Origin of the sequence: Lacrimispora xylanolytica (assembly GCF_026723765.1) — a bacterium.
Taxonomy (GTDB): domain Bacteria; phylum Bacillota; class Clostridia; order Lachnospirales; family Lachnospiraceae; genus Lacrimispora; species Lacrimispora xylanolytica.
Map to the genome: position 1 here is coordinate 4,060,315 of NZ_CP113524.1, position 23,065 is coordinate 4,083,379.

23 protein-coding genes and 2 other annotated features (1 of these 25 cut by a window edge) are annotated in these 23,065 nt (G+C 44.0%); of the genes, 1 reads left to right on the forward strand and 22 read right to left on the reverse strand.

Going from position 1 to position 23,065, the window contains the following annotated elements; all coding sequences use genetic code 11:
* Positions 1-120 precede the first annotated feature (120 nt).
* From OW255_RS18720 to OW255_RS18805, 18 genes are all read right to left on the reverse strand, one after another.
* Positions 121-840, reverse strand: a complete 720-nt coding sequence (locus OW255_RS18720) for a polysaccharide deacetylase family protein (protein ID WP_024838271.1) — start codon at positions 838-840, stop codon at positions 121-123.
* A 446-nt stretch (positions 841-1,286) separates the two neighbouring features.
* The gene (locus OW255_RS18725) at positions 1,287-1,490 is read right to left on the reverse strand and encodes a cold-shock protein (RefSeq protein WP_024838270.1); all 204 of its coding nucleotides are present in this window, start codon (positions 1,488-1,490) and stop codon (positions 1,287-1,289) included.
* Between the two features lie 252 nt (positions 1,491-1,742).
* A complete protein-coding gene (gene rplL, locus OW255_RS18730) occupies positions 1,743-2,114 on the reverse strand; it encodes a 50S ribosomal protein L7/L12 (protein WP_026893227.1) in 372 nt (123 codons plus the stop codon).
* 121 nt (positions 2,115-2,235) lie between these two features.
* The gene (rplJ, locus tag OW255_RS18735) at positions 2,236-2,730 is read right to left on the reverse strand and encodes a 50S ribosomal protein L10 (protein ID WP_268114955.1); all 495 of its coding nucleotides are present in this window, start codon (positions 2,728-2,730) and stop codon (positions 2,236-2,238) included.
* A 60-nt stretch (positions 2,731-2,790) separates the two neighbouring features.
* Positions 2,791-2,936 (reverse strand) — a sequence feature (ribosomal protein L10 leader region).
* 40 nt (positions 2,937-2,976) lie between these two features.
* Complete coding sequence (gene rplA, locus OW255_RS18740) at positions 2,977-3,672, reverse strand: 50S ribosomal protein L1 (RefSeq protein ID WP_024838267.1); 696 nt, start codon at positions 3,670-3,672, stop codon at positions 2,977-2,979.
* A gap of 132 nt (positions 3,673-3,804) precedes the next feature.
* Positions 3,805-4,233, reverse strand: a complete 429-nt coding sequence (gene rplK, locus OW255_RS18745; protein ID WP_024838266.1) for a 50S ribosomal protein L11 — start codon at positions 4,231-4,233, stop codon at positions 3,805-3,807.
* Positions 4,234-4,318: 85 nt separating this feature from the next.
* On the reverse strand, positions 4,319-4,834 hold the full coding sequence (gene nusG, locus OW255_RS18750; protein WP_024838265.1) for a transcription termination/antitermination protein NusG: 516 nt from the start codon (positions 4,832-4,834) through the stop codon (positions 4,319-4,321).
* A 23-nt stretch (positions 4,835-4,857) separates the two neighbouring features.
* Complete coding sequence (secE, locus tag OW255_RS18755; RefSeq protein WP_024838264.1) at positions 4,858-5,061, reverse strand: preprotein translocase subunit SecE; 204 nt, start codon at positions 5,059-5,061, stop codon at positions 4,858-4,860.
* A 24-nt stretch (positions 5,062-5,085) separates the two neighbouring features.
* Positions 5,086-5,235 carry a 50S ribosomal protein L33 gene (gene rpmG, locus OW255_RS18760; protein ID WP_024838263.1) on the reverse strand — a complete coding sequence of 50 codons (150 nt, stop codon included), beginning with the start codon at positions 5,233-5,235 and terminating at the stop codon, positions 5,086-5,088.
* A gap of 232 nt (positions 5,236-5,467) precedes the next feature.
* On the reverse strand, positions 5,468-6,313 hold the full coding sequence (rfbD, locus tag OW255_RS18765) for a dTDP-4-dehydrorhamnose reductase (protein WP_024838262.1): 846 nt from the start codon (positions 6,311-6,313) through the stop codon (positions 5,468-5,470).
* A 25-nt stretch (positions 6,314-6,338) separates the two neighbouring features.
* Positions 6,339-7,361, reverse strand: coding sequence for a dTDP-glucose 4,6-dehydratase (gene rfbB, locus OW255_RS18770; RefSeq protein ID WP_268114958.1), 1,023 nt, complete (start codon positions 7,359-7,361; stop codon positions 6,339-6,341).
* Between the two features lie 28 nt (positions 7,362-7,389).
* On the reverse strand, positions 7,390-8,274 hold the full coding sequence (gene rfbA / locus OW255_RS18775) for a glucose-1-phosphate thymidylyltransferase RfbA (protein WP_024838260.1): 885 nt from the start codon (positions 8,272-8,274) through the stop codon (positions 7,390-7,392).
* A gap of 87 nt (positions 8,275-8,361) precedes the next feature.
* Complete coding sequence (locus OW255_RS18780; protein WP_268114959.1) at positions 8,362-9,552, reverse strand: MerR family transcriptional regulator; 1,191 nt, start codon at positions 9,550-9,552, stop codon at positions 8,362-8,364.
* A gap of 17 nt (positions 9,553-9,569) precedes the next feature.
* On the reverse strand, positions 9,570-10,061 hold the full coding sequence (locus OW255_RS18785; protein ID WP_268114960.1) for a GNAT family N-acetyltransferase: 492 nt from the start codon (positions 10,059-10,061) through the stop codon (positions 9,570-9,572).
* 42 nt (positions 10,062-10,103) lie between these two features.
* Positions 10,104-10,814 (reverse strand): ComF family protein, encoded by a 711-nt coding sequence (locus OW255_RS18790; RefSeq protein ID WP_268114961.1) that lies wholly within the window; start codon positions 10,812-10,814, stop codon positions 10,104-10,106.
* Positions 10,815-10,885: 71 nt separating this feature from the next.
* Positions 10,886-13,111, reverse strand: coding sequence for an SF1B family DNA helicase RecD2 (gene recD2, locus OW255_RS18795; protein ID WP_024838256.1), 2,226 nt, complete (start codon positions 13,109-13,111; stop codon positions 10,886-10,888).
* 110 nt (positions 13,112-13,221) lie between these two features.
* The gene (gene mreB, locus OW255_RS18800) at positions 13,222-14,223 is read right to left on the reverse strand and encodes a rod shape-determining protein (RefSeq protein ID WP_330371971.1); all 1,002 of its coding nucleotides are present in this window, start codon (positions 14,221-14,223) and stop codon (positions 13,222-13,224) included.
* A gap of 458 nt (positions 14,224-14,681) precedes the next feature.
* Positions 14,682-16,238, reverse strand: coding sequence for an ABC-F family ATP-binding cassette domain-containing protein (locus OW255_RS18805; RefSeq protein ID WP_024838254.1), 1,557 nt, complete (start codon positions 16,236-16,238; stop codon positions 14,682-14,684).
* 177 nt (positions 16,239-16,415) lie between these two features.
* Here OW255_RS18805 and OW255_RS18810 point away from each other — a divergent pair, with 177 nt between their 5' ends.
* Positions 16,416-17,270 (forward strand): putative ABC transporter permease, encoded by an 855-nt coding sequence (locus tag OW255_RS18810; RefSeq protein WP_024838253.1) that lies wholly within the window; start codon positions 16,416-16,418, stop codon positions 17,268-17,270.
* 57 nt (positions 17,271-17,327) lie between these two features.
* On the opposite strand, the gene OW255_RS18815 is transcribed toward OW255_RS18810, so the two are convergent.
* The 4 genes from OW255_RS18815 to proS form a co-directional block, all read right to left on the reverse strand.
* Positions 17,328-19,064 (reverse strand): phospho-sugar mutase, encoded by a 1,737-nt coding sequence (locus OW255_RS18815; RefSeq protein ID WP_268114962.1) that lies wholly within the window; start codon positions 19,062-19,064, stop codon positions 17,328-17,330.
* A gap of 76 nt (positions 19,065-19,140) precedes the next feature.
* On the reverse strand, positions 19,141-20,118 hold the full coding sequence (locus tag OW255_RS18820) for a protein kinase family protein (RefSeq protein WP_024838251.1): 978 nt from the start codon (positions 20,116-20,118) through the stop codon (positions 19,141-19,143).
* Positions 20,119-20,224: 106 nt separating this feature from the next.
* Positions 20,225-21,427: a CCA tRNA nucleotidyltransferase gene (locus tag OW255_RS18825; RefSeq protein ID WP_024838250.1), complete on the reverse strand. Its 1,203-nt coding sequence runs from the start codon at positions 21,425-21,427 to the stop codon at positions 20,225-20,227.
* 32 nt (positions 21,428-21,459) lie between these two features.
* Positions 21,460-22,893 (reverse strand): proline--tRNA ligase, encoded by a 1,434-nt coding sequence (gene proS / locus OW255_RS18830; RefSeq protein ID WP_024838249.1) that lies wholly within the window; start codon positions 22,891-22,893, stop codon positions 21,460-21,462.
* Between the two features lie 52 nt (positions 22,894-22,945).
* Positions 22,946-23,065, reverse strand: a binding site (T-box leader) (it continues 91 nt past the right edge of the window).

Genomic DNA, 23,065 nt, shown 5'->3' on the forward strand with positions numbered 1-23,065 from the left:
AATCAATCATTATCATAAAAAATAGATAAAAAAACGAAGAATCGCCAGTTCCGGCATTTGCCGGAACTGGCGATTCTTGATTAAGGACTTATTTTACAGCCCCTTTTACTATTTTAAGGTCTAATCAATCAACAGCTCATCAACTGTAACAAAGGAGTAGCCCTGTTTGGTTAGCGTATCTATTACTTCAAGTGCCGCTTCCACGGAAGTGGGATAAACATCATGCAGCAAAATAACATCCCCTGGTTCAATATGCTTTGTTATACTACGTACGATCCTCTTGGTGCTTTGCGTTTTCCAGTCTAAGGGATCTTTATTCCAAAGAACTACCGTCATATTTGTGGTGCATCCAAGCTCTTCTGTCCATGCACCATATGGCGGTCGGAGATATTGAGGCCGCACCCCCGTAATCTTCTCAATCTGTTTATTGTTTTCCTCGATTTGATCACAGGCTGTATTTACAGACTCTTTGCTCATTTGAACATGGCTGTAGCCATGGTTTCCGATTAAGTGGCCGTCCTCCTGCATCTGTTTCACTATGGCCTCTTTTCCTACCACATTTTCTCCCAAGAGAAAAAATGTAGCGTGAACCCCTCGTTCTCTAAGTCCATCGAGCAGCATTGGGGTATAAACAGAGTGGGGTCCGTCATCAAAGGTCAACGCAATCTGCTTGCTTCCGGAAAACTGCTCTTTTACCTCATCTTTTGCATCTGCCCCCGCATCTGCTGGAAGGAATAAAGTGTCCTTTGTATTTATGTAGGATTCATACATTGCTTTGACACATAGAACGTCCAGTATAAAAACAGCCAAAAAAACGGCAACTTTCCATCTCATTTTCATAATTCACAAGCCCAGCTTTCTGCCATTATTATTTAATCTATGGGCGACAACTGGAAAATAACACTGAAACCTTCCCAGGGCTTGTGTAAAATCAGAAAAAACACACTCCTTATTAAATGGAGCGAAAATAGCTGGTCAGATTTTAACACTGCCAAGATGTTATGTTAGCGACTTCCTACATCCGCACGTCATTGGAATCCGGCATTGCATATGTCTGCGTAATACGATGTAAGGTGATGTAAGGCCATTTAGTAATTCACATCTGCGACCAATTCTCCTCAACTGTCCTATGACTCTCTCCCGCCAGGACCTTTATTGTCATAGGTCTGAATTTCCTATCACATGAAATGTGCCATGTTACGTCCTGTCTTTTCAGCAAAAAAAGGGCTGTTCCTCCATCGAAATGGGGAACAACCCTTAAAGCTCACTTTATACAGAAGCTTTAATTAAGCCATGCAAACGTTAACTGCCTGAAGACCGCGGTTTCCTTCTGTTGTTTCGTAAGTTACTTTCTGGCCTTCTTCTAAAGTCTTGTAACCATCAGACATGATACCAGAGAAATGTACGAATACTTCTTCTCCTGTAGCATCATTAACAATGAAACCATAACCCTTAGCACCATTAAACCATTTTACTGTACCGTTGTTCATTACGTGTACCTCCTATAAAATAAAAAAATAATTTTTGATTTATCGCCTGAAACAAAAAATCACATATTTTTGTAAATCATCATCCGAAAATAATGACTTACAAAAATATGTGAAATCATAACTCCATTCGATAATACACGTACATTCTAACCCGTTTTTGGCAAAATGTCAAGACTGTTTAGACATTTAAAATAGGAAAAAACAGAGCCCTCATCCTTCGAAAAAGATGGGGCTCTGAAAATAGGTCTATAATTACTTTAAAGTAACTTTAGCGCCTTCTGCTTCTAATGAAGTCTTGATCTGCTCAGCCTCTTCCTTAGAAGCGCCAGCCTTTAATACCTTAGGAGCTCCGTCAACTACGTCTTTAGCTTCTTTTAAGCCTAAGCCAGTAGCTTCACGAACAACTTTGATAACTTTAACCTTGTTAGGACCAACCTCAGTTAATTCTACGTCGAATTCTGTCTTCTCTTCAGCTTCTGCTGCGCCGCCTGCTGCTGCAACTACTACGCCTGCTGCTGCAGATACACCGAATTCTTCCTCACATGCCTTTACTAATTCGTTTAATTCTAATACAGATAATTCTTTGATCGCTTCGATAAATTCAGCTGTTGTTAACTTTGCCATGATAATATACCTCCGTATTTAATATGAGTGTTTTTTTAATGGAAGTTCGATTCGCCTTTGGCTCATCGAACGGCTAATATTCTAAATTCAAGCTGCGATTCGCTTGCTTTCATTAAGAAAATTATGCCTCTGCGCTCTGTCCGTCTGCAATCTGCTTGAGGACGCGAGCAAAGTTTGTGATAGGAGACTGGATGCTTCCAAGTAACTTTCCAAGAAGGATCTCTCTGGAAGGAATGCTGGAAATCTTCTCCATAGCTTTTGCATCATAATATACGCCTTCAACAACACCGCCCTTAATCTCTAATTTCGGAGCTGTCTTAGCAAACTCTGCAAGAATTCTTGCTGGAGCTGTTGCGTCTGTCTTGGATACAGCGATAGCTGTAGGTCCTTCCAGACTTGGGGCCAGTGCTTCAAAAACTGTACCCTCTGCTGCAAAGCGGATCATAGTGTTCTTATATACTTTATAAGAAACACCAGCCTCTCTTAATTTCTTACGAAGCTCTGTATCCTGTGCAACGGTGATACCGCGGTAGTCAACAACTACTGCTGTCTCAGCGCCGTCCAGTAATTCTTTGATCTCGCTTACGATCGGCTGCTTTAATTCAACTTTTGCCATTATGGTTTACCTCCTGTTTAGTCTGAGTTCCATGGTTGTCCACAAAACCCGCTCGTATAAACCGCAAAGAAAAAACCTCTCCGCCAAAAATGGACAGAGAGGTCTACAATTCATTTACAAAAAATGATCCTTGTATGTTCCTCGGCAGGCGTTTACACCTTATGCCTTACGGCACCTGCTGTCTTCGGCAGTCAATACTAAGTTAGTATAACATTATTTATAATTAATGTCAACCACAAAACAAAATTAGTTCATTAACTTTGCTACGTTAAGCTTAACGCCAGGTCCCATAGTGGAAGCCAGAGTTACGCTCTTTAAGTAAGCACCCTTAACTGTACTTGGTTTTGCTTTAACGATTGCATCAACAAGCGTCTGGAAGTTGTCCGCTAACTGATCTTCTGTGAAAGAAGCTTTTCCAACTGGCACGTGGATAATATTTGTTTTATCAAGTCTATACTCAACCTTACCAGCTTTGATATCGTTGATTGCCTTGGTTACGTCCATAGTAACGGTACCAGCTTTTGGGTTTGGCATTAAGCCTTTTGGTCCAAGGACACGTCCTAAACGACCAACAACACCCATCATGTCTGGTGTAGCAACAACTACATCAAACTCCAACCAGCCTTCGTTCTGGATCTTCGGAATTAATTCCTCAGCTCCAACATAGTCTGCGCCTGCAGCTAAAGCTTCGTCAGCCTTAGGTCCCTTAGCGAAAACTAAGATACGAACAGTTTTTCCTGTACCGTGTGGAAGTACAACGGCACCACGGATCTGCTGGTCTGCGTGACGTCCGTCACAACCGGTTCTGATATGAGCTTCAATGGTTTCATCAAATTTAGCACTTGCATTCTTCTTTACTAAAGAGATTGCTACTGGTGCATCGTAGAGGACAGTACGGTCTACTGTCTTAGCTGCTTCTACGTATCTTTTTCCTTTTTTCATTCTAAATAACCTCCTAGTGGTATTGTCGGGGATTTTCCCTCCCACGTTCTCAAAACTTCGATGATTGCAACAAAGGAAGTTCGGCTGGCCAAATGCCTTGCCGAACGGCTCATTTTCGACTAGGTCTGAAAATTAAGCCTCTTCAACGGTGATACCCATACTTCTTGCGGTACCAGCGATCATGCTCATAGCTGCTTCTACAGATGCAGCGTTTAAGTCAGGCATCTTAAGTTCAGCAATCTTCTGTAATTCAGCTTTGGAAATCGTAGCTACTTTTGTCTTATTCGGAACTGCGGATCCGGATTTAAGCTTGCAAGCTTTCTTTAACAATACAGCAGCTGGTGGAGTCTTTGTGATGAAGCTGAAGCTTCTGTCAGCATAAACAGTGATAACGACTGGAATGATTAAATCACCCTGATCAGCTGTTCTTGCGTTAAATTCCTTTGTAAACTGAACGATGTTTACACCATGCTGTCCAAGAGCTGGACCTACAGGAGGAGCTGGTGTAGCCTTTCCTGCTGGAATCTGCAATTTGATATATCCTGTTACTTTCTTTGCCATAATTAGGCACCTCCTAAATAAATGTGGTATTGTCGGGGATTTCCCTCCCACGAGCCTATACACCTGTATAAGCCGCTTTTACTTGTTACATCTTCTTTATCTCGCTGAAATTCAGTTCCACCGGAGTCTCCCGGCCAAACATCTCAACATTGATGGTGATGGTTTTCTTACCTTCGTTGATGGACTTGATGGCACCAACAGTATCCTTCCATGCACCGGAAGTTACCACTACGGTATCTCCCACTTCAAAGCCAACAATGACCTCTTCGTTTCTGAATCCAAGTTTCTCCATCTCTTCTTCTGTCAGAGGAACTGGTTTTGATCCAGGACCTACAAAGCCTGTCACTCCTCGGGTATTACGTACCACATACCATGTGTCATCATTCATGACCATGTGAATCAGTACATAGCCGGGAAACATCTTTTTATCGGCCTTTTTCTCCACGCCATTTTTAAGCTCAATGACGGACTCAAGAGGTACCGATACTTCCAGAATCTGATCCTGCAGGTTTCTGTTCTCGATTGTTTTTTCAATATCGACTTTTACTTTGTTCTCATAACCTGAATAGGTATGGACTACATACCAATTTGCTTCTGACATAAAATCACCTTAACCCTTACGAATTATAAGATAAAACTGAGACCGAACTTGATGATCAGATCAATAATCGCAATAACCAGTCCTAAAGCAATCGATGCTGATACAACAGCAATTGTCTGTTTCGTTACGGTATCTTTGTCAGGCCAAACGATTTTATGAAACTCAGCTTTTAAACCTTTAAAAAAGCTTCTCTTCTGAGCGCCCTCGTTGTTCACTGTATCTCCCATAATTTCACATCCTTTACAAACTGATTACTTTGTTTCCTTGTGCATTGTATGGCTCTTACAGAACTTACAGTACTTCTTAGTTTCCATTCTGTCCGGATGAGTCTTCTTATCCTTGGTCATATTGTAATTACGCTGTTTGCATTCTGTACATGCCAGTGTGATTTTTGTGCGCACGACTTCCACCTCCACTTAAATTTTCGTTGTTGTGTTTCAGTCTCTTTTTATCCGCTGTAAACATTTTTGAGCATAAAAAAAAGACCTAAGCTCTTCCATTCGCCCAATTACTATAACACACAGGGGCAGGATTCGTCAATCTTTTTTTACAAAAACCTATGAAATTGCAATGTCTTGACATTATAACACGGGAAACTATAAAAAGCAAGTAAAAAGTTTCCCGTGTTTTTAATTAATACTCGATTTCCGTCAAATACCGGGCAAGTGCATCCTGCCAGGAAGGAAGGGGGACAAAGCCGTTTTCTGTCAGCTTATCCTTGTTCATACGGCTGTTCATCGGCCGTTTTGCCTTGACCGGAAACTGGTCTGAGCCTACAGGCTCTACAGAAACATTCATCCCAGCCTGCTTAAAAATCTCACAGGCAAAGTCGTACCAGCTGCAAAGTCCTTCGTTGGTGGCATGATAGCGGCCGTACTTGTCAGTCTCGATCATATCCACCAAAAGACGGGCAAGGTCATACGTATAGGTAGGGGAACCGATCTGGTCAGCTACCACCGTAAGCTTATCTCTGGTCTTTCCAAGGTTCAGCATGGTCTTAATAAAGTTCTTTCCATTCACACCGAACACCCAGGCAATACGAACAGTAAAGAACTTATCAAGAGTTTCTTCTACCAAAAGCTCTCCTTCGTATTTGGTCTGACCATAAATATTCAGCGGCTCTCTTACATCATCTGGCTCCCACGGGCGGGTTCCCTGGCCGTTAAATACATAATCCGTACTGATGTACATCATCTTAATATCTAAATCCTTACATACTTTGGCGATGTATCCGGTGCCTGTTGCATTTACCTTCCGGCAAATGTCCACATTGTCCTCTGCTGCATCAACAGCAGTGTAGGCGGCACAGTGAATCACGGCGTCTGGAGCTGCTGCTTTTATGACACGGTTCACACTCTCCTCATCGGTGATATCCATTTCTTCAATGTCAACACCAATGGCTTCATGTCCCCGCTTTAAAAGTTCGTTTACAACGTCAAATCCAAGCTGGCCTTTTACGCCAGTTACTAATACTTTCATAGCTGCCTCACTTTACAGATGGATTTTATAAACGGTTTCCGTACATTGTGTCGAAATAACCCTGATACTCTCCATTTATAATATGTTTCCACCAGTCTTCATTATCCAGATACCACTGAATGGTCTGACGGATTCCGGTGTCAAAGTTATATTTTGGCTTCCAGCCAAGCTCTGTTTCCAACTTCTTAGGATCAATGGCATAACGTCTGTCATGACCTGGACGGTCTTTTACATATTTAATCAGGCTTTCTGGTTTATCAAGAGCTTCCAGAATGGTTTTTACCACTTCCAGATTGGTGCGCTCGTTGTGTCCGCCTACGTTGTAGACTTCTCCTTCTTTTCCTTTGTGGATGATTAAATCAATGGCTTCGCAGTGGTCTGATACATGAAGCCAGTCTCTTACATTCTCACCTGTTCCGTATACCGGAAGCTCTTCATCTGCAAGAGCACGGCTGATGATCAGCGGAATGAGCTTCTCTGGGAAATGGTAAGGGCCGTAGTTATTGGAGCATCTGGAAATAGTAACCGGAAGTCCAAAGGTTCTCTGGTATGCCAGAACAAATAAATCCGCACTTGCCTTTGAGGATGAATAAGGGCTTGAGGTGTGAAGAGGGGTTTCCTCGGTAAAGAATAAGTCAGGGCGGTCTAATGGAAGGTCGCCGTATACTTCATCGGTAGAAACCTGATGGTAGCGCTTAATGCCATAGGTACGGCAGGCATCAAGTAAGGTTGTAGTTCCCATTACATTGGTTCTTACAAATGCTTCCGGATCGGTAATGGAGCGGTCTACATGGCTCTCTGCTGCAAAGTTTACGATGATATCTGGCTTTTCATTCTCGAAAAGCTGGAATACAAAATCTCTGTCTGCAATGTCACCTTTGATAAACTTATAATTCGGCTTATCCTCCACTGGCTTTAAGGTTTCCAAGTTTCCTGCGTATGTTAAAAGATCTAAATTAATGATCTGGTAATCCGGGTATTTATTTACCATGTGATGTACGAAATTTCCGCCGATGAATCCGGCTCCGCCTGTAACGATGATTTTCATTGATCGTTCCTCCTAACTTTCTTTCACTCTACAGTTTATCGATATATTTTCCGGCAAGGACATCCATTAGATACTGTCCGTACTGGTTCTTCTTTAAAGGCTCAATGCTTGTCATAAGCTGATCCTTTGTAATCCAGTGGTTTAAGTATGCGATTTCTTCCAGGCAGGCAATCTTTCTATGCTGATGAGTTTCCATGGTGCGCACGAAGTTTGTGGCATCTACCAGGGATTCATGAGTTCCTGTATCCAGCCAGGTAAAGCCCTGACCTAACAGTTCCACATCAAGCTGGCCGTCTTCCAGATAAATGCGGTTCAGATCCGTGATCTCAAGCTCTCCTCTAGCCGATGGCTTTAAGTTCTTTGCATATTCCACGACTTTATTATCGTAGAAATAAAGTCCTGTAACACAGTAGTTGCTCTTTGGCTTCTCTGGCTTCTCTTCAATAGAAATAGCCTTTCCGTCTGAATTAAATTCCACAATACCAAAGCGTTCCGGATCATCCACATAGTAGCCGAATACAGTAGCTCCGTCTTTTTTGTTGGCAGCGTTTAATAAGCGCTTGGTGAGGCCATGGCCTGCAAAGATGTTGTCGCCTAATATCATGGCAACGCTGTCATCACCGATAAATTCCTCTCCAATGATAAATGCCTGAGCAAGACCATCTGGAGATGGCTGTACCGCGTAGGATAACTGGATGCCAAACTGAGCTCCGTCTCCTAAAAGTGCTTCAAACCTTGGAGTGTCATCTGGGGTAGAGATGATCAGGATATCACGAATCCCTGCATTCATAAGCACGGATAAGGGATAATAGATCATTGGCTTGTCATAGATAGGCAGAAGCTGCTTTGATGTTACCATGGTCAGCGGGTAAAGTCTGGTGCCGGAACCCCCGGCAAGAATAATTCCCTTCATTTTTACAAATCCTCCATATTATTTCATATCTCTATCATACAGGGTGACGTAAGGTCACTGTCAAGGACTTTCTGCCATTTTACTGTTTTATTTGACGCAAAGGAAGGCACCGGCCTGTTTTGTGATGTGAATATACCCCTTTTTTTCCATCTTTCGCTCCAGAAACTCCCGGAACTCACCAAATCGGTCGCTTAGATACTCCTGCTGGTTTCCATGACAGGAGAGAATGTATTCCATCAAGGCTCCGGCATCCCTGACCTCAAGATGATCATTGAATTCCCTTTTTTCAACCGAATGAAAATAGGGTACCAGCTGCTCTTCTCCATTTTCAAGTCCGAACACATCATAGAGGTTTACTTCGGAAAGTGTGATTCTGGAATCGAATTCCTTTACCAGCTGGCTGATTTCTTTCATGTGACCGGCTCCGTAGGTACTGCAGCAGAAGGTTCCGCCCGGCTTTAATACCCGCTGCACCTGACGGAATGCACCATCTAAATTGGAAAGATAGAACAGCACATGGTTTGCTGCCACCAGATCAAAGGTTTCTGATGGCTTTGGAATCTGTCTGCAGTCAAATACTTCAAAGGAGAAATTACCGGATACGTGCTTAAAGTTTTCTTCCACGTCCCGAATCATTCCTTTTGACACATCAGAAAGACAGATGGCTGCACCTTCTGGAATCCGGTCCCGGTTAGTGAGCCACAGTTCTCCATTTCCGCAGCCCAGCTCAAGAATGTTTTTTCCGGCAAGGGGTTCCATCAGCCCGAACAGCCACTGGAACCAGCTGATTGGGCTTTTGGCATATTTTTTGTGAAGTCCGATCCGTATATTAATATTAGCGGCATCTTTATATTGTTCCACCAGTGTTTTTTCCATATTCGTAATATGTATCAGGTGAAGAATCTTGTTCCAGTCCACTGCCTGGTTATCCGTCACCAGCCTGGAGGTCTCCGAAAGTGTCTGCTCCACAAGCTTTAAATGCTCGATCCGCTTGCGCACCAGATTAAGCTGAAGTCGTAAGGACTCGTCCACATAATCGTTGTCATCATCATTGATGGTAATGGAGCGAATCTCGTCCAGGGAAAAGCCAAGGTATTTTAAGGATAGAATTTTCTGCAGCTTGGCAAAATCAGAATCCGTATAAAGGCGGTATCCGCCCTCACTGACTCCTGCCGGCTTTAAAAGCCCCTGCTTGTCATAATAGCGGATGGTACGTATGGTTACATTTGCTTTTTTGGCGAACTGGCCGGAGGTATAAAATCCATCTATTTGACTCATTCTAAAATCCTTCCTTTCTATACCATGAGCTGGTAATTTATAATATCAAGCATTTTGCCGAATTTCATTCCCATTTCTTTCATGGTACCGCAGTATTCAAAGCCCAGATGCTCATGAAGAAGAATGCTGGCCTCATTTCCACCCGTAATAACAGAAATAACGGTGTGCACATCATCTCTTTCCCTTGCAATCTCTATTATAGAAGAAGCCAGCTTTCCTGCGATTCCTTTCCGTCTGTAGTCTCTGCTTATATAAATGGACAGCTCCACAGTCGTTTTATAAGCTTCCTTGGGTCGGTAAGAGGAAAGACTTGCATAGCCTACCGCCTTTCCGTCTTCTTCTGCTATAATGAGGGGATGGTTTCCTATATTATGTTCGCGAAACCATACCATTCTCTCTTCCAAGGTCTTAGGAGTTAAATCAAAGGTGGCAAATCCATGCTCTACTTCGTAATTATAGATGGCCAGTAACTCTGGCATATCCTTTTCTTCGGCAGTTCTAATTATCATACGCATTCCTCCAAATTATAATTTATCTTATCATACATCATTCTAATACCCTCGTCCAATACAAATTGTGAGGAAATATATCCTCTTAATTCCTGCTTTTTTCAACGCTCTGGTGCAAGCCTCCATGGTACTTCCTGTGGTATAAATGTCATCCATTAATATAGCTCCTTCTATTCCTGGTTTTCTTTCTCCAGGCACAAAGGCCGCCTCCAGATTCTTAAGCCGCTCGTTAGGATCCAGGCCCTTTTGAGGCATGGTGTTTTTATTTCTAAGAAGCATCCCGGAAGCCACCGGAAGGTCTAAGGCTTTCCCCACCTTATTTGCCAGCACTTCGGCCTGATTAAAGCCCCGTTCTCTTTCTCTTTTAGGGTGAACAGGAATCGGGACTAATACACCGGCATTCATCCGGCGTATCTGCTTTTCATAACGGGCTGCAATGCCTTCCCCATAAAAATCCAGGTACTCCCGTCTGTTTTTATATTTTATCTTTATCATGGAACTTTTGGCCGTTTCATCATAATTAAGAAGAGCCAGACCATAATCAAAGGATCGTTTGTGCCTGACGCAGTCGAAGCAGTATTCTATGTTTTCACTCATGACTTCCTTGCCGCATTTTTTACATACAGGACCTTTGACAAAGGATAGCTTTTTAAAACATGCCGGGCAAATGAGCCGGCCTTTTGGCATAACAATATCATCACAGACAGGGCATCGCCTGGGAAAAAGAAGATCGACAAAAAAAGAAGGATTCATAGCAGAATGTTCTCCTTGCAAATAAGAATGGCGAGACAGGCAGGAAGGGATCCCTTCCTGCCTTAAGAGTATCATGAAAGGTGATTGATTTCACAGATCCGGTCCTTAAGGCCGGAATATCTGCGCTGTTCTGTTTCGTTATTTACCATTTCCTGAAAGATCTCAGGGATTCCCACAAGACACACACAGGACTTTGCCCGGGTGACTGCGGTATAGATTAAATTTCGGGTCATCAGCATCCGGGGGCCTGAAAATACAGGAATCACCACGGCTGGGTACTCACTTCCCTGGGATTTGTGAATGGTGATGGCGTAAGCAAGCTCCAGCTCTTCCAGCTGCTTGTAGCTGTATTCTACCAGCCTTCCCTCGTCGAATTCAACGGTAATAAGCTCTGCAAAGCTGTTGATCTCCCGGATAATTCCCATATCTCCATTATAGATTCCGGTTCCTTTGTCCACAGGAATTCCGTACTTGTTCCGTACTTCCCATTCAATGTTGTAATTATTTTTAATCTGCATGACCTTATCGCCCACCCGGTAGATGGTTCCTGGAGTCTCCTTCTGTGGCTTGTCCTCGGAAGGAGGGTTTAAAAACTCCTGTAAAATAGTGTTAAGCCGTTCTACTCCCATGGCCCCTTTTCTCATAGGGGTCATAATCTGGATGTCAAAGGTGTCTGCATGAACATAATCCGGCAGCTTTTGCTGCACCAGAGTAATCATTGCATTAATAATGGTATTGGGGTCTTCCCGTTTGATGAAAAGGAAATCATTGCTTTTCTTTCCCAAGGGAATGACCTCTCCCCCATTGATTTTATGGGCATTGACCACGATATCGCTCTGGGTGGCCTGACGGAAGATCTTTGTCAGCATGACCACATTAAAGCACTCAGAGTCTATCATATCCCGAAGCACATTACCCGGTCCCACGCTTGGAAGCTGGTTTACGTCACCCACCAGGATCAGTCTGGTTCCAGGGTTTATTGCCTTTAGGAGGGACTGCATCAAATGGATATCCACCATGGAGGTTTCGTCTATGATAACTGCATCTGCATCCAGGGGATTTTCCTCGTTCCGTTCAAAATGCATGGAGGCAGATCGATCATCTCCCGGTGCACCGGACAGCTCTAAAAGCCTGTGAATGGTTCTGGCTTCATAGCCGGTCGCCTCTGTCATTCGTTTGGCCGCACGTCCTGTAGGCGCTGCCAGAAGGATTTCCATCTCCTCGCTTTCAAAGAAGCGGATTATGGTATTAATGGTTGTGGTCTTACCGGTTCCAGGTCCTCCGGTGATGATTAAAAGACCGCTGTTTACGGCCTCCACCACAGCCTTTACCTGCTTTTCGTCAAGCTCGATCTGCTCTTCCTTCTGTATTTTTAACAGCTTGGTCCGTATCTCACCCTCCGGCATCTGTCCCCGTATATTAAGGTCGTGAAGCATCTTGGCGGAGTTTAGTTCCATATAGTAATACTGGGAAGCATAGACCACCCGCCTGCCGTCAGTCTCTCTGATGACCAGGCGTTTATCAAGCTGCATGTCCATAAGATGCTTTTCAATCAGCTGGCGATCCACCTTAAGAAGCTCTGAGGCCTGGCAGAGAAGCTCCTCTTCCGGAAGATAGGTGTGACCATTTGACGTGGCCTGTAAAAGACTGTAGAGCACTCCGCACTTGATCCGGAAATCGGAATCCGTGAAAATGCCTACCTTTCTGGCAATCTCATCTGCCATCTTAAATCCCACGCCCGGAATATCATCTGCCATCTGGTAAGGATTTTCCTTAATAATTCCATAGAGTCTGGGGCCGTATTCCTGATAGATTTTTGCAGCCAGATTCATGGATATTCCATACTCCTGGAGAAACATCATAGCCTGACGCATCTCCTTTTTCTGCTCCACCTGCTGGGAAATGGCCATTGCCATCTTTTCGCTGACTCCCTTGACCTCAGAAAGCCGCTCCGGCTCCTCCTCCATAATGCGGAAGGTATCCGCTTTAAAGCGCTTGACAATTCTTGCAGCTAAAGCCGCTCCTACTCCCTTAATGGCCCCGGACCCCAGATACCGTTCCATGGCAGCGGTATCCTCCGGTGTCTTGATCTCATAGGTTTCCACCGTCATCTGTTCGCCGTAGACCGGATGCTCGGTCATGGCACCAACCGCTTCCACCATCTCCCCCTCGCTTATGTAATGAAAATTACCTACAAGGGTATATTCTTCGCCTTCATTTACGAGACTTAAGACCGTATAGCCGTTATCTTCGTTCCTGTATTTAATTCTCTCTACAAATCCGCAGACAGTTGCCATAATCCCTCCCGTAAACACAGACAGACTGCCCCAAAACAATCCCTGACGGAATCATAAGATACCGCCAGGGCTGTTTTAAAGCAGTCAAATTTATATGTTGTGTACTCAGTTTAAAATTCTCTTTTATTATCTCCGCCGTGGGTAAATTCGATAAATTTACCGGTTCCAATGGCTACTGCTGTGAGCGGGTCTTCTGCGATCATGGTAGTGATGCCTGTCTTCTCTTCAATGAGAGCATCAAGGCCGCTTAAGAGAGAGCCGCCGCCTGTAAGGACGATTCCGCGGTCAAAAATATCTGCTGCAAGCTCCGGTGGTGTGCGCTCCAGTACATTATGAACCGCATCAACGATCTGCATTGCCGGCTCCTTTAATGCATCAAGAGTCTCATCAGAGGTAACCACAATGGTCTTTGGAAGGCCGGTAACCAGGTTACGTCCTCTTACTTCCATGGTCAATACTTCTGGTCTGCGGTATGCAGCACCGATGTTAATCTTTATTTCCTCGGCAGTTCTCTCACCGATTAAAAGGTTATGTTTCTTACGCATATAGCGTACCAAAGCTTCATCGAAATCATCACCAGCAACCTTAATGGAGGTGCTTACCACCGTTCCGCCAAGAGAGATAACTGCAATGTCGGAAGTACCGCCGCCAATATCGACAATCATGTTTCCGCATGCTTTGGAAATGTCGATTCCTGCGCCAATAGCTGCTGCTACCGGTTCTTCAATAATCGATACTTCTCTTGCGCCTGCCTGATAGGTTGCATCTTCAACAGCCTTTTTTTCGACTTCTGTCGCACCGCTTGGGATACAGACGCTGATTCTTGGCTTTCTTAAAGTCTTTTTACCTACAGCTTTATTGATAAAATACTTCAGCATCTTTTCAGTTACCGTATAATCAGAAATGACTCCCTGACGGAGGGGTCTGACAGCAACGATATTACCAGGAGTTCTACCGATCATCAGTCTGGCTTCTTCTCCAATGGCCTTTATTTTATTGGTGTCACGGTCAATGGCAACCACTGAGGGCTCTTTTAAAACAACGCCCTTGCCTTTAATATACACCAGTATACTGGCGGTTCCTAAGTCAATTCCAATATCATTGGACATCATAAACATTCTTCCTCCTGATTCCTGTATCCTGTTCCCAAAGTTTCCTTTATCTTCAAATTTATGTGTAATTCGCAAATTAGGTCGCACTTTCTACCCTATTATATACAATAACCCCAGGTTTTTAAAGGGGTTTTTTTATTTTTATTATCTTTATTAATTTTTAATGTATCGTACACATTTTCGACACATTTTCATTGTATACTTATGATACGTTATCCAAAAGGATAACGGGCCTTTTGTTTCAAGTAACTTACTTGAAATCACAAAGCTTTTTCATACTCATACCGGACGGTGCAAACCGTCCGGCCCCCCTAAATAACAATTTGATTACATTTTTGAATCATTTCTGATAGAACGTGATAACAGGACCTGGCTTTCCTTGTGAACCAGGTCCTGTTTTTTATTGAAATTTTTTTCTTATCTTTTTCCAAACCCCATTATAATAGGATGCTTCTCCCTTAAGACAGCCTTAATGCCCATTCCCGACAGTCGATGACTCTTGTTGCAAGACCCTCGTAAAACTCTGGCTCATGACAGATTAAAAGTATGCTTCCCTTATATTCTTTTAATGCCCGCTTTAATTCATCCTTTGCATCTACATCAAGATGGTTGGTCGGCTCGTCCAAAAGTAGAACGTTAGATTCCCGGTTTAACAGCTTACATAGACGCACCTTAGCCTGCTCTCCACCGCTTAATACACGGACCTGGCTCTCGATGTGCTTTGTGGTCAGTCCACATTTTGCAAGAGCGGAACGGACCTGATACTGAGTATAGGAGGGGAACTCCTTCCAGATTTCTTCGATGCAGGTGGTGTTATTTCCTGGTGTCATCTCCTGCTCAAAATAACCGATGGATAAATAATCACCAAGCTCAACGCTTCCGCTTAAAGCCGGAACAAGACCAAGAATACTCTTTAAAAGAGTGGTCTTTCCAATTCCGTTGGCACCGACTAAAACCACCTTTTCTCCACGCTCCATAGAGAGATTTAAAGATCTTGACAATGGCTCATCATATCCAATTACCATATCACTTGTTTCAAAGATAACTTTTCCCGCTGTCCTTGCTTCCATAAAATGAAATTCCGGCTTTGGTTTCTCTCTTGCAAGCTCAATGACATCCATCTTATCCAGCTTTTTCTGCCGGGACATCGCCATATTTCTGGTGGATACCCTGGCCTTATTCCGGGCTACGAAATCTTCAAGCTCTGCGATCTCCTGCTGCTGGCGCTTATAGGCTGCCTCCAGCTGGGAGCGTTTTACTGCATATACTTCCTGGAACTTATCATAATCGCCTACATAGCGGTCAAGATTCTGGTTTTCCATGTGGTAAATAATATTGATTACGCTGTTTAAGAAAGGAATATCGTGAGAGATCAGGATAAATGCATTCTCATATTCCAGTAAGTAGCGTTTCAGCCATTCGATATGAACCGTATCCAGATAGTTGGTTGGCTCGTCAAGAAGAAGAATATCCGGTTTTTCCAGAAGAAGCTTTCCAAGAAGGACCTTGGTTCTCTGTCCTCCGCTTAACTCGGTCACATCTTTATCAAGACCCATTTCCGTTAATCCCAGGGCTCTTGCCACTTCTTCCACCTTGGAATCAATGATGTAAAAGTCATGAGCCATAAGAAGATCCTGAATGGTTCCAAGCTCTTCCATCATTGAGTTCATGGTCTCTTCATCTGCCTCTCCCATGCGATCACAGATATCATTCATCTGCTCTTCCATCTGGAACAGGAATGCAAAGGCGCCTTTTAACACTTCACGAATGGTCATTCCCTTTTCAAGAACCGTATGCTGATCTAAATATCCGACCCGGACTCTCTTTGACCATTCCACTTTTCCTTCATCCGGCTGTAATTTTCCGGTTATGATATTCATAAATGTGGATTTACCCTCACCATTGGCTCCGATTAGTCCAATGTGCTCTCCCTTTAACAGCCGAAAGGAGACGTCCTGAAATATAGCTCTGTCTCCAAATCCGTGGGTGAGATGCTCAACATTTAATATGCTCATTGATATAACTCCTTTATTCATGGGTATACAATACGAAACATCATAATTCTACATGACAGAAGCAATTAAGGCAAGTAAAATACCTTGATTCTTCTAAGACTTTTTTCCAGTTGCAAAAAAGGACAAAACCGTATATGATAGTTCCAATACAGTGATTGATCGAAAGGAGTCACGCTTATGTACGTATATTCTTGGTCTCAATGGCTGCTGTTCTTTTTCATCTATTGTTTTATTGGCTGGATCATTGAATCTACCTATGTTTCCGTAAGAAGTCTTCATTTTGTAAACCGTGGATTTTTGCGCCTTCCGATGCTTCCTTTGTATGGAAGCGGAGCCATTATTATGCTATGGCTGTCTCTCCCTGTTAAGGGTAATTTAATCCTTGTCTTTTTGTTTGGTATGGCGGGGGCTTCCCTTTTAGAATACGTGACCGGATACGTGATGGAACGTCTGTTTAAGATGAAATACTGGGATTACAGCAACAACCCTTTTAATATCAATGGTTACGTCTGTCTGGGTACCTCCATTGCATGGGGCTTTTTAACGCTTCTTTTGACTGAGGTGGTTCACAGACCTTTAGAATGGCTGGTCCTTAAATTAGATAGTAGCGTAACCATCTATCTGGTCATAGGGATTTCCATTGTATTTACCATTGATACCGTTCATTCTGTGAAGGAAGCACTGGATCTTGGACGGATCCTGGAATCTATGACAAAGCTAAAGGCAGAGTTAGAAGAGGTTCAGGTTCAGATGGCTCTTTTAAAAGCAGAGACCACACAAAAGGTATCGGAATTTAAGACTGAAACTCTGGTGAAGATCACCAACTTAAAATCAGAGACAGCCAGTGTGATCAAGGAATCCGCTCTGGTGGAACGGCTTCAGTCCTTGACAGAGACCAAAGAAAAGCTAAGTGGATATTTAAACTTTTACCGGAAAGGAATCCTTCGCCGGAATCCTACTGCTTCCTCTAAGCTGTTTGGGGAAGCGTTAAAGGAATTAAAAGAATATTCTAAGAAATATAAAAAATCCTGATTGTATAAAAAGTGGGAACGATTTTATCTCGTTCCCACTTTTTTTAATTGAATCATATTATAGCATCTGGTTGACCATGGCCATAACAGCCTCTCCCAGATTGTTAGACATTTCCTCTGCTTCTTCCTTCGAAGCACCCTTGATTCCATAATAGAACTTAATCTTTGGTTCTGTTCCTGATGGTCTTACGCAAAGCCATGCATCGTCGGATAAATCATAATAGAGAACATCAGACTGAGGAAGCCCGGTTGGTCTCACCTCACCAGTTGCCATATCCTTAATGGTATCTAGCTTATAATCTCTGGCAGAAAGTACCTTGTAGCTTCCAACCATCGGAGGAATCTCTCCTCTCATGGTCTCCATGATTGACCTGATTTTTGCCTGGCCTTCAATTCCCTTTAAGGAAATAGCCTGAACCGAATCCTTATAATAACCATATTTTTCATACATGGCTGTCATGGCATCCCATAAAGTCATGTTCTTTGTCTTATAATAGGCAGCTGCCTCGCACAAAGCCACGGAAGCGGAAATGGCATCCTTATCTCTGGCATACGTTCCGATGAGACAGCCATAGCTTTCTTCCAGACCGAAGAGATACGTTCCGTGCCCGGAAGACTCATTCTTTAAGATCTGCTGTCCGATGTATTTAAAGCCAGTCAGCACTTCAATGAGCTCACAGCCATAGGATTTGGCAACTGCGTCCACCAGATTGGTGGTAACGATGGATTTTACAACCTGTCCATCCCCTGGAATCTCTCCCCGTTCCTTTTTCTGGCTGAGCACGTATTCACACAGGAGAGAGCCTGACATATTGCCGGTAAGAGGGATATAATACCCTGTTTTACTATCCTTTACATACACTCCAAGACGGTCTGCGTCAGGGTCTGTTGCCAGAACCAGATCCGCATTCTTCTCTTTTGCAAGAGCCAGTCCCAAGGCAAAGGCTTCCTCTGCCTCCGGGTTTGGATAGCTGACCGTAGGGAAATTCCCATCTGGCAATTCCTGCTCCGGAACCACATAGACATGAGTAAAGCCAATCTCTTTTAACGCTCTTCTTACAGGAAGATTGCCAGTCCCATGAAGAGGGGTATAGACAACGGAGATCTCATCCTGCATACGGTCAATGGCGTCCTGGTTCACGACCTGGGCCTTTACATGAGCAATGTATTTGTCATCCACAGAAGCTCCTATGATCTCATAGTTCCCCGCTGCCACAGCAGCTTCTCTGGTGGTAGTCTTCACAGTGGAAAGGTCTGTAATGCCTAAGACCTCCTCTGTTACCCCTTTGTCATGTGGGGGCGTGAACTGGGCGCCATCCTCCCAATAAACCTTGTATCCATTATAATCCGGCGGGTTATGGCTGGCCGTTACATTAATACCAGCGATACAGCCTAATTCCCTTACGGCAAAAGAAAGCTCCGGTGTCGGTCGCAGAGATTCAAATTTGTATGCCTTGATACCATTGGCAGCTAATGTTAGTGCAGCTTCCTCTGCGAACTCCGGAGACATATGCCTGGAGTCATATGCGATGGCTACGCCTTTGTGGGCGCCGCCCTGTTTTATAATATAATTTGCAAGCCCCTGTGTGGCTCTTCTTACAACGTATATGTTCATTCGGTTGATGCCTGCTCCGATGATTCCTCTTAAGCCGGCAGTCCCGAATTCAAGATCCTGATAAAAGCGTTCCTTGATCTCATTGTCATCTTCCTGGATTTCCCGAAGTTCCTTTTTGGTGGCCTCATCAAAATATGGATTCAAAAGCCATTCTTCAAAAATGCTCCTGTAATCTTTCATAGCAAATTACTCCCTTCTCTCCATTCCTGTTATGGCTATTATAAAACATAACATAACAAAAGAAAAGCGGATTGTGCTATTTTATTCTTGACAGAAATGAGTTCCTTACCGACTGCTGAATCTCAAGATCCTTCAGTTTTTCAATGTTTCTTGCCGGTATCCAGGCCTTGTTGGCATTATAATAGAAGTTAATCTGCTTCCAGTATTTTTCCGGGTATAAGAATAAATAGTAAAGGCAGGTCCTGTCTGCATCCGAAAGAGGAAGGATATCAGAATAAGCATCAAGCATTGCCATTCCAAGCTTTAAGTTCCAGTCATGTTTTTCCATGGCTTTGCGCATAAAATGATACAGATCTTCCATCTGCATCCCTTTATGCATACGGTTAAATTCTACAATTGCGACATTATGGGCACACATTAAAATGTGATGCTGGTTTAGATCCCCGTGGCATAAGTACTCCTCTCTTATCTCCCGGTTCTCCAAAAAGCCTGCCATTCCGATACAGGCCTCCATAGCCTGTTCATAAAAGGTATCATAATTACCCATCACGCAAAGTTCGAATTCCGATTTTTTTCTCTTATTCCGGATAAAGGAACGGGCCCTTACCAGTTCTTTGTTGTGACGCTCCATTTCCTCTGCCGGCTGCTGCACTAAAATGGAACCTAAGTTCCATTCCTCCTTAAATTCAATCCCTCTTAGAATTTTATGTAGGCAGGCTATCTGTTCAATGGCACACAGTACTTCCTTGCTGTCCTTTAAGTTGCATTCCCGGTCCGCATACCAGTCCTTTACAATCCACCTTGTACCGTCCTCAGCGACGGAGAGGAGTTCCCCTTCCTTATTCCTGACGTAACGATCCACGTTCAAATGGCCGGCTTCTTCCATCTGTGAAAATACCTGATCTTCAAATTCCAGGCGCTTTAAAGTTCCTTTATATTCCCGAAGCAGTTTCAGACCCTGATTCGTTTCACACAACCAGGCGCCCCGGCCGCGCTTTACATCAAGAACTTCAAGCTCATACTGCGAAAGCACCTCTGTGTATTTCTCGTTCACAACCACCCCTCCAACTCTTAGCTCATCAGCTACTTCTAGGGTATGAATGGGCAGGAAAAAATATGCAAAATCTGGCTGAAAGTTATGCGGGCCAGCAGCCCGTTTTTCATAACATTTCAGCCAGATTCATGAGGGTATCTTTTTTATTATGTTCTGGATTCTTTAAGACTTCTTCAAACAGAGCGTCTAAAACCTCTCCAATCTCGGGTCCTGGCTTCCTGCCTGCTGCTATCAGCTCCCTGCCGGTCACTGCCATGTCCTTTAATCGGATGCAGTCCTTGTCCCTTATGATTTCATTGGCGAATTCTTCCACCTTTTTAAGACTTTCTAAATAAGGTTTTCTTCCGAATATATTTTGAAAATAAAGGAGATCTTGAAAGAGCTCCGGAGTCAGTCCGCTCATCACCTTTCGGATGGCAGGCTTATCTTCCGGTATCTCCTGATCCCAGAGGGCGACTAAGGTCTTAACCTGGCTGATGGTGTCATTATCCAGCTTTAAATCCCTTAATATCTCTACTGCTATTTCCGGCTTCTGATGCCTCAAAATCCCAGCCCAGCGCATATGCTTCTTGTCTGGGAGCCGTACCAGGTTCTCCTCACCGGAAAGTGTTTTTAAAGCCTGGTGAAACACACCTGATATATAAGGAGAGATTCCGCATTCATTTACTTTAACAATTGTTTCCGGATGCTTTGATACCAGCAGCTTGGAAAGCTCCACCTGAATCCGCTCCTTACTGACCTTTGCCATATTGGGAGCAATCACAGTGATTGCTTTTCTCGTCTCCTCTTCGATGGAAAAGCCAAGCTGGGCGGAAAACCGTACAGCCCTTAAAATCCTCAGGGCATCCTCAGTGAACCGGTCCCTTGCATTGCCTACACACCGGATGATACCCTGCTCCAAATCCTTTTGCCCGTCAAAGATATCCACCAGACCATCCCGGTCACTGTATGCCATGGCATTAATTGTGAAATCGCGCCGTTTTAAATCCTCTTCCAGATTTCTTGTAAACTCCACAGATTTTGGATGGCGTCCATCCTCATATTCTCCGTCAATGCGGTAGGTGGTTACTTCATACCCAGTCTTGTCACAAAGCACTGTAACCGTCCCGTGCTGAATTCCAGTGTCAACGGTCCTTGGAAATATATCCTTTACCTGCTCCGGCTTTGCGGAGGTTGTGATGTCCCAGTCTTCAGGGGTCCGATTGAGCAGACTGTCTCTGACACACCCGCCTACCACATACGCTTCAAATCCATGGGCATTCAGTTGTTCTATGATGTTCCCTGCAGCCTGGGGCACTAAAATCTTCATCACGCTCTCCTTTTCCTTGTTCCTATATAAGATTAATACGCTCTTCCCCAGTAAACCATCTTAACCGCAGGCTTTCCGCAGCAGATACAGGTATCGCTGAGTTTTTCCTGGTTAAATGGCATACAACGGGAAGTTGCTCCTGTTAATTCCTTGATTTTATCTTCACATTCCTGATTGCCGCACCACATAGCCTTTACAAAGCCAGGCTTTTCTTCTACGGTTTTTGTAAAGGCCTCCATAGTAATGGCTTCACTGGTATGTTCATCTCTGTGGCGTTTTGCCCGCTCAAACATATCCTTCTGGATAGCGGTAAGGAGCTTTCCTACCTCTTCATCCAGTTCATCAATGGATACGGTCATCTTTTCATGGGTATCACGGCGTACTAAGACTGCCTGATTCTGTTCCATATCTCTCGGTCCGATTTCCACACGAATGGGGATACCCCTCATCTCAGATTCGCTGAACTTCCAGCCCGGGCTCTTGTCGCTGTCATCTACTTTCACTCTGTAATTAGAAAGCATGCCTTTTAATTCTAATGCCTTATCAAGAACGCCTTCCTTCTGCTGCTGAACCGGAACGATAATCACCTGAACCGGAGCAATTCTTGGAGGGAGGACAAGACCGTTATCATCGCCGTGTACCATGATGATACCGCCGATTAATCTGGTACTTAAGCCCCAGGAGGTCTGATGTACGTAGCTTAACTTATTTTCTTTATCGGAATACTGAATCTCAAAGGCTTTGGCAAATCCGTCTCCAAAGTTATGGCTGGTTCCGGACTGAAGTGCCTTTCCGTCATGCATGAGGGCTTCAATGGTGTAAGTTGCCTCAGCACCTGCGAATTTCTCTTTCTCGGTCTTCTGGCCTCTGATTACGGGCATTGCAAGAACTTCTTCGCAGAAATCTGCGTATAAGTTAAGCATCTGCTCGGTTCTTGCCTCTGCTTCTTTCGCTGTGGCATGTGCGGTATGGCCTTCCTGCCATAAGAACTCTCTGGAGCGTAAAAATGGTCTGGTCGTCTTTTCCCAGCGGACTACGGAGCACCACTGATTATATAATTTAGGTAAGTCACGATAGGACTGGATCTCTCTGGAATAGAAATCACAGAATAAGGTCTCTGAGGTAGGTCTGACACAAAGGCGCTCCTGAAGGGGCTCCAGTCCGCCATGAGTGACCCAGGCAACCTCCGGTGCAAAGCCTTCCACGTGGTCTTTTTCCTTCTCGAGAAGACTTTCTGGAATAAACATGGGCATGTAGACATTTTCAACGCCTGTTTCCTTAAATCTGCGGTCCAGCTCGCTCTGAATGTTTTCCCAAATGGCATAGCCTGCAGGCTTAATGACCATACAGCCCTTTACGCTGGAATAATCAATCAATTCTGCTTTTTTTACTACATCCGTGTACCACTGGGCGAAGTCCACATCCATGGATGTGATTGCTTCTACTAATTTCTTGTCCTTTGCCATGACAATTCTCCTTTATTCTTTGAATTAAAAAAGAGCCATCCGTTCCCTCTATAAAAGGGACCGAACAACTCGGCGGTGCCACCCAATTTAGCCAAAGATACATTCAATGGCTCACTTTTAGATCCGATAACGCCGGAAATTGCGCCGCAGTTTGCTGCGGGACTCCGAGGTA

Coding starts and splice junctions, on each gene's coding strand:
- rfbB (WP_268114958.1), bottom strand. CDS start 7,361: ATGAAAATCATCGTTACAGGCGGAGCCGGATTCATCGGCGGAAATTTC.
- OW255_RS18805 (WP_024838254.1), bottom strand. CDS start 16,238: ATGAGCATATTAAATGTTGAGCATCTCACCCACGGATTTGGAGACAGA.
- proS (WP_024838249.1), bottom strand. CDS start 22,893: ATGGCAAAGGACAAGAAATTAGTAGAAGCAATCACATCCATGGATGTG.
- OW255_RS18720 (WP_024838271.1), bottom strand. CDS start 840: ATGAAAATGAGATGGAAAGTTGCCGTTTTTTTGGCTGTTTTTATACTG.
- secE (WP_024838264.1), bottom strand. CDS start 5,061: ATGGGAGATACAGTGAACAACGAGGGCGCTCAGAAGAGAAGCTTTTTT.
- rplJ (WP_268114955.1), bottom strand. CDS start 2,730: ATGGCAAAAGTTGAATTAAAGCAGCCGATCGTAAGCGAGATCAAAGAA.
- rplL (WP_026893227.1), bottom strand. CDS start 2,114: ATGGCAAAGTTAACAACAGCTGAATTTATCGAAGCGATCAAAGAATTA.
- rfbD (WP_024838262.1), bottom strand. CDS start 6,313: ATGAAAGTATTAGTAACTGGCGTAAAAGGCCAGCTTGGATTTGACGTT.
- OW255_RS18725 (WP_024838270.1), bottom strand. CDS start 1,490: ATGAACAACGGTACAGTAAAATGGTTTAATGGTGCTAAGGGTTATGGT.
- OW255_RS18810 (WP_024838253.1), top strand. CDS start 16,416: ATGTACGTATATTCTTGGTCTCAATGGCTGCTGTTCTTTTTCATCTAT.
- mreB (WP_330371971.1), bottom strand. CDS start 14,223: ATGATGTCCAATGATATTGGAATTGACTTAGGAACCGCCAGTATACTG.
- OW255_RS18790 (WP_268114961.1), bottom strand. CDS start 10,814: ATGAATCCTTCTTTTTTTGTCGATCTTCTTTTTCCCAGGCGATGCCCT.
- recD2 (WP_024838256.1), bottom strand. CDS start 13,111: ATGGCAACTGTCTGCGGATTTGTAGAGAGAATTAAATACAGGAACGAA.
- OW255_RS18780 (WP_268114959.1), bottom strand. CDS start 9,552: ATGAGTCAAATAGATGGATTTTATACCTCCGGCCAGTTCGCCAAAAAA.
- rfbA (WP_024838260.1), bottom strand. CDS start 8,274: ATGAAGGGAATTATTCTTGCCGGGGGTTCCGGCACCAGACTTTACCCG.
- OW255_RS18815 (WP_268114962.1), bottom strand. CDS start 19,064: ATGAAAGATTACAGGAGCATTTTTGAAGAATGGCTTTTGAATCCATAT.
- rplK (WP_024838266.1), bottom strand. CDS start 4,233: ATGGCAAAGAAAGTAACAGGATATATCAAATTGCAGATTCCAGCAGGA.
- OW255_RS18825 (WP_024838250.1), bottom strand. CDS start 21,427: ATGAAGATTTTAGTGCCCCAGGCTGCAGGGAACATCATAGAACAACTG.
- OW255_RS18785 (WP_268114960.1), bottom strand. CDS start 10,061: ATGATAATTAGAACTGCCGAAGAAAAGGATATGCCAGAGTTACTGGCC.
- nusG (WP_024838265.1), bottom strand. CDS start 4,834: ATGTCAGAAGCAAATTGGTATGTAGTCCATACCTATTCAGGTTATGAG.
- rplA (WP_024838267.1), bottom strand. CDS start 3,672: ATGAAAAAAGGAAAAAGATACGTAGAAGCAGCTAAGACAGTAGACCGT.